14 protein-coding genes are annotated in these 14,987 nt (G+C 41.7%); all 14 read left to right on the top strand.

Features of this window, described 5'->3' with window-relative positions:
- The first annotated feature begins 5 nt into the window (after positions 1 to 5).
- The 14 genes from D0466_RS02555 (at position 6) to lpdA (ending at position 14,831) form a co-directional block, all read left to right on the top strand.
- Positions 6 to 1,232: an ABC transporter substrate-binding protein gene (locus D0466_RS02555; RefSeq protein WP_158555788.1), complete on the top strand. Its 1,227-nt coding sequence runs from the start codon at positions 6 to 8 to the stop codon at positions 1,230 to 1,232.
- A 65-nt stretch (positions 1,233 to 1,297) separates the two neighbouring features.
- Entirely contained in the window at positions 1,298 to 2,182 is an 885-nt protein-coding gene (locus D0466_RS02550; RefSeq protein ID WP_117320999.1) for a branched-chain amino acid ABC transporter permease, read from the top strand.
- Positions 2,182 to 3,183 (top strand): branched-chain amino acid ABC transporter permease, encoded by a 1,002-nt coding sequence (locus D0466_RS02545; protein ID WP_117320998.1) that lies wholly within the window; start codon positions 2,182 to 2,184, stop codon positions 3,181 to 3,183. The genes D0466_RS02550 and D0466_RS02545 overlap by 1 nt, the downstream gene beginning before the upstream one ends.
- Before the next feature lie 14 nt (positions 3,184 to 3,197).
- Entirely contained in the window at positions 3,198 to 3,920 is a 723-nt protein-coding gene (locus tag D0466_RS02540) for an ABC transporter ATP-binding protein (protein WP_117320997.1), read from the top strand.
- The gene (locus D0466_RS02535; RefSeq protein WP_117320996.1) at positions 3,913 to 4,617 is read left to right on the top strand and encodes an ABC transporter ATP-binding protein; all 705 of its coding nucleotides are present in this window, start codon (positions 3,913 to 3,915) and stop codon (positions 4,615 to 4,617) included. Before D0466_RS02540 ends, D0466_RS02535 begins: the two co-directional genes overlap by 8 nt.
- 8 nt (positions 4,618 to 4,625) lie before the next feature.
- Complete coding sequence (locus tag D0466_RS02530) at positions 4,626 to 5,660, top strand: zinc-dependent alcohol dehydrogenase (protein WP_117320995.1); 1,035 nt, start codon at positions 4,626 to 4,628, stop codon at positions 5,658 to 5,660.
- The gene (gene nfsA / locus D0466_RS02525; RefSeq protein ID WP_407675597.1) at positions 5,647 to 6,402 is read left to right on the top strand and encodes an oxygen-insensitive NADPH nitroreductase; all 756 of its coding nucleotides are present in this window, start codon (positions 5,647 to 5,649) and stop codon (positions 6,400 to 6,402) included. Before D0466_RS02530 ends, nfsA begins: the two co-directional genes overlap by 14 nt.
- A gap of 30 nt (positions 6,403 to 6,432) precedes the next feature.
- Positions 6,433 to 7,203, top strand: coding sequence for an acetoin reductase (locus D0466_RS02520; RefSeq protein ID WP_117320994.1), 771 nt, complete (start codon positions 6,433 to 6,435; stop codon positions 7,201 to 7,203).
- Positions 7,204 to 7,227: 24 nt separating this feature from the next.
- Entirely contained in the window at positions 7,228 to 8,691 is a 1,464-nt protein-coding gene (locus tag D0466_RS02515; protein WP_117320993.1) for an NAD-dependent succinate-semialdehyde dehydrogenase, read from the top strand.
- A 94-nt stretch (positions 8,692 to 8,785) separates the two neighbouring features.
- On the top strand, positions 8,786 to 9,820 hold the full coding sequence (locus tag D0466_RS02510; RefSeq protein WP_117320992.1) for a zinc-dependent alcohol dehydrogenase: 1,035 nt from the start codon (positions 8,786 to 8,788) through the stop codon (positions 9,818 to 9,820).
- A gap of 137 nt (positions 9,821 to 9,957) precedes the next feature.
- A complete protein-coding gene (locus D0466_RS02505; RefSeq protein ID WP_117320991.1) occupies positions 9,958 to 10,947 on the top strand; it encodes a thiamine pyrophosphate-dependent dehydrogenase E1 component subunit alpha in 990 nt (329 codons plus the stop codon).
- A gap of 170 nt (positions 10,948 to 11,117) precedes the next feature.
- Entirely contained in the window at positions 11,118 to 12,107 is a 990-nt protein-coding gene (locus D0466_RS02500) for an alpha-ketoacid dehydrogenase subunit beta (protein ID WP_117320990.1), read from the top strand.
- A gap of 14 nt (positions 12,108 to 12,121) precedes the next feature.
- Positions 12,122 to 13,429, top strand: a complete 1,308-nt coding sequence (locus tag D0466_RS02495) for a dihydrolipoamide acetyltransferase family protein (protein WP_117320989.1) — start codon at positions 12,122 to 12,124, stop codon at positions 13,427 to 13,429.
- 1 nt (position 13,430) lies between these two features.
- Positions 13,431 to 14,831, top strand: a complete 1,401-nt coding sequence (gene lpdA / locus D0466_RS02490; protein WP_407675596.1) for a dihydrolipoyl dehydrogenase — start codon at positions 13,431 to 13,433, stop codon at positions 14,829 to 14,831.
- Positions 14,832 to 14,987 lie beyond the last annotated feature (156 nt).

The following is a 14,987-nucleotide window of genomic DNA, read 5'->3' as shown; positions in this document are numbered from 1 at the left end:
TTAATATGAAAAAATTCTTAATGTTTCTAATGGCTGCAATGCTGATTGTGCTGACTGCATGTGGAGGGAAAGAGGCTGGCGGTGGAGATTCTGATACTCTGGAAATAGGTGCCTTGTTCCCGTTATCAGGTGATCTTGCGCTTCTTGGTGAGGAAAGTTTTCGCGGTGCAGAACTGGCTGTTGAAGAAATCAATAAAAACGGCGGAATTGATGGAAAGAAGGTCAAGCTGGTAAAAGGGGATGCAACTGACGCAGATGCTGCCCAAGCTGAAGCAAACCGATTGGTGAATCAGGAAAATATCAAGGCAATCGTAGGTTCTTTCTCCAGCTCCATCTCATTTGCTGCGAGTGAAGTTGCAGAAAGAAATTCAGTATTATACTGGGAGCTTGGTGCGGTTTCTGATTCGATTACAGATCGTAAATATAAATATGTTTTACGTACAAATCCTCCTGCCTCTTACTTCTCAAAGGTTCATGTAGATTTTATTAATGATGTTGTTGCAGAAAAGCTTGGAAAAAACGTGAAAGATATTAAAGTAGCGATCACTCATGAAGATTCCTCTTACGGTACCACAATCGCTGAAGAAGCAAAAAAACTTGCTGAAAAAGAAGGGATTAATGTAGTGTCCGTACAGGGTTACAGCGCCGGAACAAATGATTTAAGCTCAGTTGTATTAAATCTTAAGAAAGCTGCTCCAGATGTCTTGATTGCTGTTTCTTATATGAACGATGCAATACTTTTAACAAGACAGAGCGCAGAACTAGGCTTTAAAGTTCCTGTATTCTTAGGTTCTGGCGGCGGTCACACCATGGCTGATTTTCAAGAAGCCGTCGGTGATAAGGCAGATGGAATTTTCGATGTAGATTTCCCGCAATACAGTATCAATCGTGAATTTACTCCAGGGATGGATGAATTTTTAAAGATGTATAAAGACAAATACAGCAAGGATCCACGTTCTGGCCACTCTTTATCCAATTACATGGGTATGAAAGTCGTCCTTGATGTTCTTGCCGAAGTCGGTGAAGTGGATCCGGATAAATTGAAGGATGCTGCTCTGAAATATAAAGCCGAGGCTGGAAAAACCTCAACAGGTTGGGGCGTGGAATTTAATCCGGAAAATGGCCAAAACACAAAAAGTGAACCATATGTCCATCAATGGATAAATGGCGAATTAATTACAGTTTGGCCGAAAAAAGTATCATTGGAAGAACCGCAGATTTCTAATAAATAGATGAATGTATTCCGGGAAGGGCGGCACCTATCCCTTCCTGGAAAATATAAACCCGGGGTGTTGTTATGACATTACTGCAAACTCTCATATCAGGACTGCTGCTTGGCGGAATTTATTCCTTAATTAGTATGGGATTGAATTTAATTCTTGGAGTTGTCAGGATCATCAACTTTGCACATGGCGAACTATTGATGATTGCTATGTATATCAGCTTTTTGTTCTATTCAACGATGGGACTCGACCCATATGTTTCCGCTATTTTAGTTATTGCCTGTCTATTCTTGCTGGGTATAATCACGCAAAGATTCTTGATACAGCCGATATTGGATACACCAGCCTCTACAAAAATATTTGCCACGCTCGGCCTTTCCATTGCCTTGCAAAATCTTGCGCTCATGACTTTAAGTGCAGACCATTTCTCTGTCCGTACCAGCTATCAGTCAGATGTTATCAATATCGGAGAGCTAGCTATCAGTATCCCAAGGTTAATTGCCTTTATCGTAGCCATTTCAGTAGCCGTATTATTATACTTATTCCTCAAAAAAACAATGACAGGAAAGGCAATCCGCGCTGTAGCCATGCAGCGTCAGGCAGCCTATTTAATGGGAGTCAATGTTAAAAAGATTTACCTGTTAGCCTTTGGAATCGGATCAGCGCTAGTTGGGTTAGCTGGCGCAATGCTTATGCCAATCTATTCTGTGTATCCGACATTAGGTACTACTTTTGTACTTATCGCTTTCGTTGTCGTTGTATTAGGTGGAATGGGCAGTATGTTCGGGGCTTTCTTCGGAGGTTTGATTATCGGACTTGTTGAAGCACTTTCCGGGGTCCTTTTAGATACAGGCCTTAAAGAAGCCGTGTACTTCGCAATTTTCATCTTGGTTTTATTATTCCGTCCATCTGGCATATTTAGCCTCGGTAAGGGAGCGGAGGAGGTTGGCTTGAAGTGATGCATATCATTAAGAAGAACAAATTTTTATTGTTGCTGGGAATTGTCGCCCTGTTGCTGCCATTGTTTGTACACAGTAAGTTTCATCTCAATACCTTGATTCTCTTACTCCTGTTTGCCACTATTGCAGGAGCATGGAATATCCTGGGCGGATATGGAGGACAGTTGTCATTGGGACACACGATCTTTTTTGGGCTCGGGGCTTATACATCCTCCCTTTTATATCTTAATTATGGTACAAGTCCCTGGATTGGGCTCATTGCCGCAGCGGCAATCTCTATTGCTGCGGGGATATTCATTGGCTGGCCGACATTCAGGTTGAAGGGACCGTACTTCACTCTTGCGACAATTGCCTTTGCTGAAGTAATACGATTGCTTTGTTTATATTGGAGAGACCTGACTAAAGGATCAATGGGAATCAATATTCGTTTTGAACCTGGACTTTCCAATTTAATTTTTAGGGAATACAGCTCTTATTATTACTTTGCCTTAGTATTATTTCTGATCAGCCTTGCGATTGTGTACTGGGTCGACAGAACGAGGGTGGGCTACTACTTAAAGGCAATTCGTGAAGATGAGGATAGTGCTGAAACGCTCGGCATCAATGTAACGAAGTATAAAATGATTGCGATGGTCATCAGTGCGGGCCTTACGGGTGTTGCAGGGGTACTTTACGCACAATTCATGTTGTTTTTCGAACCGGAATCGGTATTTAACTTAAACTTCTCGATTGAGATTGCTTTAATTGCAATTGTCGGCGGAATGGGAACAGTTTATGGACCGTTGCTGGGTGCCGCAATCATTGTTCCTTTAAACGAAATCTTACGTTCTTCATTCCCGGCATTGAGCGGTATGAACTACTTTATTTACGGTATTGTACTCGTGTTAATCGTATCATTCATGCCTAATGGCTTAATGCCAGTCTTAAAGCGTATTCCAAAAAAATTCAAGTCCCGTAAAAAAGTGCAAGTTTCCGGATCCCGTAAAAAGACTGCAAGTTAAAGGAGGGTAAAAGATTGATTATTCAAGTCAAAGAAGTAGCCAAGCAATTCGGGGGGTTACGGGCTGTAAATAATGTGAGCTTCGATGTGAATTCTAAAGAAATACTAGGAATTATCGGGCCAAACGGTGCCGGGAAAACTACTTTATTTAACCTTATTTCCGGCTCCTTACCTGTTACCTCGGGAACGGTAACCTTTAATGGCGAGGACATCACAAGCCAGAAGCCATTTGTTATTTGTAAAAAGGGAATTGGCAGGACCTATCAGGTCGTAAAACCATTTGGAGGCATTACCGTACTTGAGAATGTTATGGTAGGTGCTTTCAATAAAGCATCCTCTACAAAGGAAGCACGCGAATACGCCCTTGAAATCTTAAAGAAAGTTGGCCTGGACAAAAAGAAAGACCAGATAGGGAACAGTCTGACGATTGCGGACAAAAAGAGATTGGAGGTAGCGAAAGCGCTGGCAACTCAACCTAAACTTCTATTGCTGGATGAGGTAATGGCAGGGTTAAACCCTAGTGAAGTAAAAGAAATGCTTCCTATTATAAGGGGATTAAGGGAAAGCGGAATTACCATTATTATCATTGAGCACATTATGGAAGTTATCATGAGCGTTTGTGATCGAATTGTCGTTATTCACCATGGTGAAAAAATTGCTGAAGGGACCCCGAAGGAAATTGCAAACAATGAAGAAGTAATCAAAGCCTATTTTGGGGAGGAAGTTAGCCATGCTTAAATTGGATAATATTAACCTATTTTATGGCGAGATCCAAGCGTTATGGAATCTATCGATGGAAATCAAAGAAGGACAAATTGCAGCGTTATTAGGTGCGAATGCTGCCGGAAAATCAAGCACCATCAATGCGATTTCAGGCCTCGAAAAGATCTCGGGCGGTAAAATAACATTTCTCGGCAAAGAAATACATAAGATGGATCCGCATGAAATTGTAGAGGAAGGAATCATACAGGTTCCTGAGGGAAGGAAACTATTTAACTATATGTCCATTCAAGAAAATTTAGAGCTTGGGGCCTATTCCAAACGGGCCAAAAAGGATTTTAAGAAAAATCTCCGAATGGTATTTGACCTGTTTCCAATCCTCGAAGAGCGCAAGAATCAATTTGCAGGAGAAATGAGTGGGGGCCAGCAGCAAATGTGTGCTATTGCCCGCGGGCTAATGTCAAGCCCTAAGCTGTTGATCATTGACGAGCTCTCCCTTGGGTTAGCGCCTATCTTAGTACAGAAGCTTCTGAAAGCATTGGTAGATATTAAGAATAGCGGGATCACGATTTTACTGGTAGAACAAAATGTTAAACAATCACTGGCAATATCTGATGAAGCTTGCGTGCTAGAAAATGGGCGGTTAGCACTTTCCGGTAAGGCAGATGAACTCTTGAATAACCCGCACTTAAAGAAAGCTTATCTTGGAATGTAGGTGTCTGAATGATTGCAGCCATTAAAACAGAGCATGCCAGGAAAATTGTATTGAAAGAGGTACCTGCTCCTCATCTGGTGGAGGGTGAAGTTCTTATTAAAGTAGAATATTGCGGTGTTTGCGGAAGTGATCTTCATGCGTATACCCATGCAAAAGGATATGAATTTGTTGAAAAGCCCATCATTTTGGGGCATGAAATTTCCGGGATTGTCGTCGATTGTTATGATTCCTCTTTAGAGCGTTTAAATGGGAAAAATGTCGTTGTAGAATCCATGCATTATTGTAATGAATGCAGTAATTGCCGGGATGGGCGATTTTCCATTTGCGAAAAAAACCAAGTAATCGGGCTGCATTTTAATGGCGGCATGGCCCAGTTTGTAAAAACAAAGGCCGAATTTGTCAGGGTAATACCAGAAGGATTTTCTTTGAGAACAGCCGCATTAAGTGAACCGATGTCGATCGCGGTCCATGCAGTGAAAAAAGCAGGAGAAATCAAAGAAAATCAAGTAGTCCTGGTGCAAGGGCCAGGGATAATCGGCTTCTTTGTTGGATTGGTTTGTATAAAAAAAGGAGCAAAGGTATTCATCTCAGGCCTTGAACAGGATGATAAAAACCGGCTATCTCAAGCTCCAGTATTCGGGATGATACCACAGAGAGCCGATCGTGATTTGCTGGATCAAAAAGTGGATACTATGTTTGAATGTTCTGGATCAGGTGCTGCGGTTAAAACAGGGATTAGCAGCTTGAAAAAAGGAGGAAAAGCAGTATTTGTTGCTTTATACGAACAGCCGGTCAGCCTTTTCCTCACCGATCTAGTACGGAATGAATGGCCGATCATTACAAGCTACGGGTGTGATCCGTCGGATTATTCAAGTGCATTTGAGATATTAAAAGAATATGAGAAACAAATAGAGACGATCATTTCCTATTATCCTCTTTCTGAAATAAACCAAGCCTTTCAGGATAGTTTTAAACAAGAAGTTCTAAAACCAGTGCTTGTCATTGATGAAGCGGAAGGGGGGATAGACTGTGAGTTTGAATGATAAGTATGAATCCGCACTCGATCTATTAAAAGGCCATACTTCAATTCGAAAATATAAACAGGAAGATATATCGATGGATATGCTGAAGGAGCTCCTAAATTCAGCCCAGCATGCAGCTTCATCCAATTTCGTGCAGGCATATTCCGTTATATGTGTAACAGATAAAGAAAAAAAAGACTTGATCGGCAAATTATCCAAAAATGAGCCGCAAATAAATTCCGCCCCAGTTTTGCTGTTATTCTGTGCGGATATGAAACGATTGGAATATACGTGCCTCAAAAATGGTGTAGATATACAGCATGACTCTGTTGAGAGTTTCATTGTTTCAGTAGTGGATACGGCTCTACTGGCACAAAATTTTGTTGTTGCAGCTGAATCCCAGAACTTTGGCATCTGCTATATTGGCGGGGTTCGAAATAATCCAGAGGAAATAAGCAATGCAGTGGGACTGCCTGACAAAACCTTTCCTTTATTCGGAATGACAGTGGGTATACCGGATGAGCAGCAACTGGTTAAACCGCGTCTGCCAGTTGAAGCAATATTGCATGAGAATCACTATGACGAAGAAAAATATCAATCAATCATTGCTGAATATGATTTGACATTAACAGATTATTATAAAAACCGCTTATCAAACAATAAGGAAACAAACTGGTCCAAAACGATGAGTGCTTTTTTATCGGAACCAAGAAGAACACATATGAAGTCTTTTCTCGCATCGAGAGGTTTCCATTTGAAATAAAAACCCCTTAATACGTGTCGAGGTGAGCAGATGAAAAATAAGGTGGCCATTGTGACAGGGGCCGGCGGAGGCATTGGGCGGGCAATCGCTTTACGCTTAGCCAGGGACGGCTTTAATGTTGCGATCAATGATATAAACCAGGAATCTATTAACAAAGTTAAGGAAGAAATAGAGCTATTAGGTCAAGAAAGTGTTGAAATTGCTGCAGATGTTAGCGACCGAAGCCAGGTATTCCCTATGGTTGAGGAGGTGGTTAACCGTTTCGGCCAGCTCGATGTTATGGTTGCAAATGCAGGAATTGTTCAGGTTAAGCCATTTATCGAAATTACCGAGCAAGACATGGAAACGATATTTGGCATTAACGTGTTTGGAACGCTATATTGCATGCAGGCTGCCGCTAAACAAATGATCAAGCAAAAAAGAGGAAAAATCATTACGGCAAGCAGCACATCTGGAAAACGGGGAGTCGAATTCCTCGGCCATTATGCCGCAACAAAATTTTCGGTGATTGGATTAACCCAAACAGCCGCAAAAGAACTGGCACGGCACGGAATTACAGTCAATGCCTATTGCCCGGGAGTAGTAGGAACAAACATGTGGGAAGAAATAGACCGCAAGATGAGCGAATACCTGGACGTCCCGATTGGGGAGACACTTAAAAACCGAATAGACAACATCCCGTTAGGCAGGGTGGAACGACCTGAGGATGTTGCAAACTTTGTTTCTTTCTTAGCATCTGAAGATTCGAATTATATGACTGGCCAAGCTGTCCTGATCGATGGCGGAATTGTGTTTTCTTAATAAATCATTTAGGAGGAATTTTCAATGGCAGAAAAAGTAAGAGAGTTTACATTACTGGATTTAGATGATGTTAGGTTATTTATTAATGGAGGGTGGGTAACGGCAGCTTCAAACTCCTCATTTTCATTGAGCAATCCTTCTTCAGGAGAAATTGTTGCCAATATCCCAAGAGCAGGCCAAAAAGAAGCCCGGGACGCCATTTCAGCTGCTAATGAAGCCTTTCCAAAGTGGGCTAAATTAACAGCTAATGATAGAGCGGAATACTTAATGAAGCTCCGCGACCTAATGTTGGAAAATGAAGATGAACTTGCTGCCATAATGAGTATCGAAATGGGGAAAGCCGTTACAGAAGCAGTTGGGGAAGTTAAATATGCCGCAAGCTTCTTATCATGGTATGCAGAAGAAGGCCGCCGCATTTATGGAGAAACAATTCCTGCTTCCGCAACCAATAAACGGTTGTTTGTGGTCAAGCAGCCTGTGGGAGTTATTGCAGCGATTACTCCATGGAATTTCCCATTGGCAATGATGACTAGAAAACTAGGCCCTGCTTTGGCTGCAGGGTGTACGGGAGTTGTCAAGCCAGCAAGCCAGTCGCCGCTTTCTGCATTGGCATTTGCTAAGTTAGTAGAAAAAGCAGGCATTCCAAATGGAGTAGTAAATATTGTCGCAGGTGCAACAAGAGAAATCTCGGATGAAATTTTTGAAAACCCTATAGTAAAGAAAATCTCTTTTACAGGATCGACCGAAGTAGGGAAAATGCTTGTGGAAAAATCTGCGCCACAACTAAAGAAATTATCATTAGAGCTAGGCGGCCATGCACCATTTATCATTTTTGAAGATGCTGACCTGGAAAAGGCTGCTGATGGGGCGTTGGCTAGTAAATTTAGAAATGCAGGACAGACATGTGTCTGTGCTAACAGAATTTATGTACATGAAAAAATAAAAGATGAATTTGCCAAAATATTCGTAGAAAAAGTCAAAAGCTTGAAGGTTGGAAATAGTCTTGACCATACTGTACAAATTGGGCCTCTTGTCAATGAAGAAGGGCTAAAAAAGGTAGAAGAGCATGTCACCGATGCCCGGGAAAAAGGAGCAGTTTTATTGCATGGTGGAAAAACCCATGGCAATAGCGGGTATTTCTATGAGCCTACTGTTTTGGACAATGTCACGAAAGAAATGAAAATCATGACAGAAGAAACATTTGGCCCTGTTGCACCATTGACCACTTTCTCAAGTGATGAGGAAGTGATCCATGAAGCCAACGATACTGTTTATGGCCTAGCTGCCTATTTGTACACCTCTAACATTCAACGGGCTGTCCAAGTGACAGAAGCGCTTAATTTTGGTGTTATAGGCTTAAATGATGCAATTCCGGGTGTACCTCAGGCTCCATTTGGCGGCATGAATCATAGTGGATATGGACGTGAGGGCGGACACCAAGGCATCAGGGATTATCTGGAGGAAAAATACATTTCATTAGGTCTATAATTTTTTATTCGCTGCAGGTAATAAAGAACTTTTTATTATCTGCAGTTTCCTTCATCCGGGATAAAGAATATAGACTTTGTTTGGAGGTATGGGCTTGAAGGCACTGATGAAAACGAAATCAGGGTTCGGTAACCTGGAGTTATTGGATATCCCTGAACCTGTCTGCGATGAAACAGGAATAAAAATTAAAGTGCATTATACTGGAATATGTGGAACAGATCTTCATATTTACCATGACAGCTACCAAAATTCCCCTCCGGTGGTGATAGGCCATGAATTTTCCGGAGAAGTTGTAGAATCTGGAAAAAATGTAAAGCGGATATATCCCGGTGACCATGTGATGGTTTTGCCATCAGTTGCGTGGACATGTAAAAGATGCATGTTTTGTAAGCAGGGTTATTATATGTTCTGTTCGGAACGAAGAAGTATCGGCAGTGGTGTGAATGGGAGTTTTACAAAATATGTAGTTGTGAATGAAGACATGGTGTATAAGGTTCCACCAAGCCTCTCGATGCAGGAAGCCGCACTGGCAGAACCCCTTGCCTGTGCCGTTCAGGCAATTGAGGAGCTAACCGATTTTAACGCGGGTGATTGGGTTCTTCTGTCGGGACCGGGTCCAATTGGATTACTATGTCTTAGTCTATTGGTTGCAAAAGGATGTAATGTGATCGTCACGGGAACAAGCCAGGATGAAAAACGGCTTGCCTTAGCAAAGGAATTAGGTGCTCATGCGACAGTTGATGTGTTCACGGAGGATTTAAAAGAAATTATAGATAATCATACATTTGGTTATGGTGTAGACATTGCTGTTGAATGTTCGGGAGCCCCATCAGCAATCAACACTTGTCTAAAGTCATTAAAAAAAATGGGCAAATATATACAGGTTGGGATTATTGGAAGCGAAGTAGAAATGAATATAGATATGTTGTTATATAAACAAATTTCATTGTTTGGATCCTATGCCCATTCTATGAGTACATGGGACAAAGTACAAAAGATACTCAATGGCGGCACTGTTAATTTGAAGCCCATTATCACAGATGTCCTTCCGCTAAGTGACTGGCAGCAAGCATTTGATTTGTTTCAGTCAAAAGACAGCGGCAAGATTTTGATGTATTACGACTTTTAATTGGCTTCATGTTCTAACCCAAACAGTATAAGCGCACCTATAACAGAATAAATTGACCAATTCCCTAAACATAGTAACTTCTTCACCTACCAGGGTTCAGCCTGCTTTTTCCATTACAGCTAAGGAGGTATTATTCAATGAAAACCAGTTGTGCTAATTATATAAGCGAGATTGGCAGAGATAGATTAAAAGATATGTTGTATCAAATGCTGCTTATCCGTAGGTTTGAAGAGACGGTTGAACGCCTATTCATGCAAGGGAAGATTCATGGAACCATGCATTTATGCATCGGCCAGGAGCCTACAGCAGTCGGTGCATGTGCTGCCTTGACAAATGAAGATAAGATTACAAGCACACACCGTGGGCATGGCCATTGCATTGCGAAAGGAACAGACGTCCCAAGGATGATGGCTGAATTATTAGGCAAGAAAACGGGCCATTGTAAAGGCAAAGGCGGATCCATGCATATAGCGGACTTAGAAAAAGGAAATTTAGGGGCAAACGGAATTGTTGCAGGGGGTCTTCCGATCGCATGCGGCGCAGCACTGACTTCCTTAAAGAAGCAGGCAGGATTCGTTGTGGTTTGCTTTTTTGGAGATGGTGCAACTAATGAAGGGAGCTTCCATGAATCTCTTAACCTAGCCTCGATTTGGAACCTTCCAGTCATTTTCTTCTGTGAAAACAATCAATACGGGATGTCAGGAAATATTAAGGAAATGACCAAAATTGAGCATTTATCCGAACGGGCTTCTTCTTACGGCATTCCCGGAGAAATCGTAGATGGAACAGATGTTTTACAAGTGTATGAGGTTACGGCCAAAGCAGTAGAACGGGCAAGGAATGGGGAAGGACCTACCTTAATTGAAGCCAAAACATACAGATGGAAGGGACATTCCCGAAGTGATGCAAGAAAGTACCGGGCACGGGAAGAAGAGCAAGATTGGATGAATAATAAAGATGGAATCAAAAGCTTTAGGGAGCAACTCCTGCGGGATAGAGCAGTTACAGAACAAGAAGTTATAGAAATTGAAGAAAGAGTTAAACAGCTTCTTGAAGAGGCAACTGAGTTTGCGGAAAACAGTCCTGAGCCCTCTATTGAATCGCTTGAAGCAGATGTGTATGCATAACAGATACATATAAAAAGCTGTAATAAATAGGAAATTGAACGGTTAAAATCCCCTTTGATGTGGCAATGCCGTTCTGCCGTTTACTTCTTAATAAGAGCCAGACACCAGTTTACATTCAAAAAAGTATTGTTTTCTTTTTTCAGGTGAAACAGGACCAGGGAGGAATCTAAATGCGTCAAATAACGTATGCGGAGGCATTAAAAGAAGTAATGAGCCAGGAAATAAAGGCAAATGAAAATGTATTCATTTTGGGAGAAGATATTGGCATTTATGGCGGCGCTTTTGGTGTTACAAATGGAATGGAAAGTGAATTAGGCCGGGATAAAGTCTTAAGTACGCCAATTTCAGAAGCCGCCATCAGCGGTGTTGCGGTTGGAGCTGCGCTGACCGGCATGAGACCTATTTTGGAATTGCAGTTTTCAGATTTTATTACAATTGCAATGGACCAAATTGTCAATCAAGCAGCTAAATTAAGATATATGAACGGCGGTAAAGGAAGTATCCCCATGGTGGTCCGGACACCCGGAGGTTCCGGAGCAGGTTTTGCAGCGCAGCATTCTCAAAGCCTGGAAGCATGGATGACCCATATTCCTGGATTAAAGGTTGTCCAGCCTTCTACTCCATATGATGCGAAAGGTTTATTTAAAGCGGCTCTTGATGATGATAACCCAGTGATATTTTATGAACACAAGCTCCTATATGGGATACGCGGGGAAGTACCAGAAGAAACATACAGCATTCCGCTTGGAAAAGCTGATATAAAACGTGAAGGATCAGACGTTACTGTTGTCGCGACGTCAATTATGGTACACAGGGCATTACAAGCAGCGGACCAGCTGAAAAAAGAAGGAATCAGTGTTGAGGTCATTGATCCCCGCACTCTTGTTCCATTGGATATCGACACAATTGTTAATTCCGTTAAAAAAACAAACCGGGCGGTAGTCGTTTATGAGGCTGTTCAGCGGGGAGGATATGGAGCGGAAATCGCTAGTTTAATCAATGAAAGTGAAGCATTCGATTATTTGGATGCTCCAGTGACAAGGCTGGGCGGAAAAGCTGTCCCGATCCCTTACAATCCAAACCTTGAGAAAAAAGCTGTTCCTCAAGTAGAGGATATTGTGAATGCGGTTAAATCGACTTTGGTAACATTGGCTAAATAAGTGGGGGTGAGAACATGGCCGAAGAATTGCTCATGCCTAAGCTCGGGGCAACGATGGAAAAAGGGACAATTATTGGGTGGCTGAAAAATGAAGGCGATCAAGTAGAAACTGGTGAACCGATCCTCGAAATTATGACAGACAAAATCAATATGGAAGTGGAAGCAACAAGTTCAGGCATATTATTGAAAAAGTTATATGATCAAGAAGAGGAAGTCCCCGTATTGGTCCCTATCGCATATATAGGACATGCAGGCGAAACCTATGGATCACAACCAAATAAAGATATAGAAAAATTATTACCGGAAACCAAAAATGGTCAGGAACAAGAAGCATCTGACGAACCAAAGATTCCGCAAACATCTTTAGTACATTCAAAACCAAGGCGAACCCCTGCTGCGCTAAGATTAGCCAATAAACATGAAGTGGACCTTACAATGGTAAAAGGTTCAGGCCCCAATAACAGGATTCACTTGATGGATGTGGAACAATTCATCAATCAAAATGCTAAAAAGATGACCCCGCTCGCAAAAAAGATTGCCGAAGATAATGATGTGGATACCGGAAATTTACAGACAGCATCTGCCAATGCAAAAATAGGCAAAGTGGATGTACTCAGAGAATTGCCAACAAAGCGGAGCAGGTCAGTCAATTACAACGGCATCCGTAAAGTTGTGGGAGAAAGAATGTCTAAAAGTGCAAGCGTAGCACCCCATGTTACCTTACATACCGAAGCAGACATGACTAAGGCGATTGAAGTTAGAAATTTGCTTCTTGAAAAAATCAAGAGTAAAACAGGTTTGCGCCTATCCTTTACAGAGATTATTGTTAAGAGCACAGCATACGCACTGAAAGCGCACCCAATGGTCAACGCATCTCTAAACGGTAATCAAATCGATATTCATACGGATATCAATATCGGTTTAGCTGTAGCGGTTCCTAATGGCCTGGTTGTACCTGTAATCAGGAATGCTGACGAAAAAGGTCTGGCAGCACTGACAGAGGAAAGCAAAAAACTCGCAAAAAATGCCAGGGAGAACAAGCTCAATTCAGATGATATGTCTGGGGGAACATTTACTATCAGCAATTTAGGCATGTATGCTGTCGATTCGTTTACACCAATCATAAACCAGCCAGAATCTGCAATTTTGGGCGTTGGACGGATCAAGGAACAGGTCGTAAGCAACAATGGTTCTATAGAGGTAAGGCCGCAAATGTCGTTAAGCCTTTCTTTTGACCATAGAGTGATTGATGGGGCACCAGCAGCCCATTTCCTGACAGATTTGAAAGAAATATTAGAAAATCCATATGAACTGATGGTTTGAGGTGCTTGATTTGAAAAATTACGAGGTTGTTGTGATCGGAGGAGGGCCAGGTGGCTATGTCGCTGCTGAAGAAGCAGCGAAACTTTGTGGATCGGTGGCGCTTATTGAAAATAAATACTTAGGCGGAACCTGTCTGAATAGCGGTTGTATCCCTTCTAAAACACTTCTTAGGCATTCCGAGGTAATAGAACTTATGGAAAAAGCTAAGAATTGGGGCATTGAATTCGGCAGCGTGTCGATTTCTTTTGAAAAAATGATCAGCCGCAAGACAACAGTTGTGGAAAACTTACGTAACGGCGTCGCTTCGCTTTTAAGAAATGCCAGGGTGGATGTCTATAACGGAACAGCTATTGTTGAATCCAACCATCAAATAAACATTGAATTAAAATACGGGAGCGAAACGATTACCGCTGATAAAATAATTATCGCCACTGGTTCCAAACCATTTGTTCCTTCTATAAATGGGATTGAAAATGTAGGCTATCATACAAGCGACAGCATATTTGAACTCGCAAGCCTGCCACAATCGCTTGTAATTGTTGGTGGAGGAATTATCGGCGTAGAATTTGCCTGTATATTTTCTGCGTTAAATGTAGAGGTTACCATCATTGAAATGGCGGACAGGTTGATCTCTGCAGAGGACGGCGAAGCAGCGGACTTAATTTCAAAAAAACTGGCCAAGGATAAAGTGAACATTCTAACTTCTGCAAAAGTCCAGGAATTGTCACAAAACGAAAATGGAAAAATGGTTCGTTTGGAGACAAAAAATGGAGAACACATATCAATCCAAGCGGATGAATTATTACTTGCTTCAGGACGCACCCCAAATTTATCCGTAATCTCAAAATTAAATCTGAAAAAAAACGGACCTTTCATAGCGGTAAACAAACAAATGGAAACAAGCATCCCCCATATCTATGCAGTAGGAGATGTGATTGGGGGCTGGCAGCTCGCTCATGTGGCAAGCGCAGAAGGCATAGTTGCAGCATGGAATGCGTGTAATCTTTTCAAGGAAATTAACTACAAAGTCGTGCCGCGGTGCATTTATTCGTCACCGGAAATTGCAAGTGTAGGATTGACTGAAAAAGAAGCAAAAGAAAAGGGAAAATCAGTAAGAACTGAAATGTTTCATTTTCGGGCTAGCGGCAAAGCAATGGCTATGGATGAGAGTACGGGATTTATTAAATTAATAGCTGATGAAACCTATAATGAAATTTTGGGTGTAACAATGGTCGGACCACATGTTACAGAAATGATTTCTGAAGCGTCAACCTTGATTTTGCTTGAGGGTACTGTCAATGAGCTGGAAGCGATTATTCATCCACATCCAACTTTATCCGAGGGTATTGGGGAAGCTGCCCGGGCATGGTTACATAAGAAAAAAGTACACGCCATGTCATGAAGAAAAGAAAAAAGTTTATATAATGATTCATCGGAAAAGGCAATGGGAGATCCCTCCCATTGTTTTTTTTAAAATATAAGATTTTAAATGTGAAAGATCTCGTAAATACGTTTACCGAAACTTGCCCTTTTTTAGTTGTAAAAATTTTGCTATTAT

The sequence above is a fragment of the Peribacillus glennii genome (assembly GCF_003429105.1).
Classification (GTDB): domain Bacteria; phylum Bacillota; class Bacilli; order Bacillales; family DSM-1321; genus Peribacillus; species Peribacillus glennii.
This window is presented reverse-complemented; position numbering and strand designations above follow the sequence as displayed.

Bases quoted from the DNA above. Each gene is read 5' to 3' on its own strand.
- D0466_RS02505 (WP_117320991.1), top strand. From the start codon at position 9,958: ATGAAAACCAGTTGTGCTAATTATATAAGCGAGATTGGCAGAGATAGA.
- D0466_RS02545 (WP_117320998.1), top strand. From the start codon at position 2,182: ATGCATATCATTAAGAAGAACAAATTTTTATTGTTGCTGGGAATTGTC.
- D0466_RS02500 (WP_117320990.1), top strand. From the start codon at position 11,118: ATGCGTCAAATAACGTATGCGGAGGCATTAAAAGAAGTAATGAGCCAG.
- D0466_RS02515 (WP_117320993.1), top strand. From the start codon at position 7,228: ATGGCAGAAAAAGTAAGAGAGTTTACATTACTGGATTTAGATGATGTT.
- D0466_RS02495 (WP_117320989.1), top strand. From the start codon at position 12,122: ATGGCCGAAGAATTGCTCATGCCTAAGCTCGGGGCAACGATGGAAAAA.
- D0466_RS02530 (WP_117320995.1), top strand. From the start codon at position 4,626: ATGATTGCAGCCATTAAAACAGAGCATGCCAGGAAAATTGTATTGAAA.
- D0466_RS02550 (WP_117320999.1), top strand. From the start codon at position 1,298: ATGACATTACTGCAAACTCTCATATCAGGACTGCTGCTTGGCGGAATT.
- D0466_RS02535 (WP_117320996.1), top strand. From the start codon at position 3,913: ATGCTTAAATTGGATAATATTAACCTATTTTATGGCGAGATCCAAGCG.
- D0466_RS02520 (WP_117320994.1), top strand. From the start codon at position 6,433: ATGAAAAATAAGGTGGCCATTGTGACAGGGGCCGGCGGAGGCATTGGG.
- D0466_RS02555 (WP_158555788.1), top strand. From the start codon at position 6: ATGAAAAAATTCTTAATGTTTCTAATGGCTGCAATGCTGATTGTGCTG.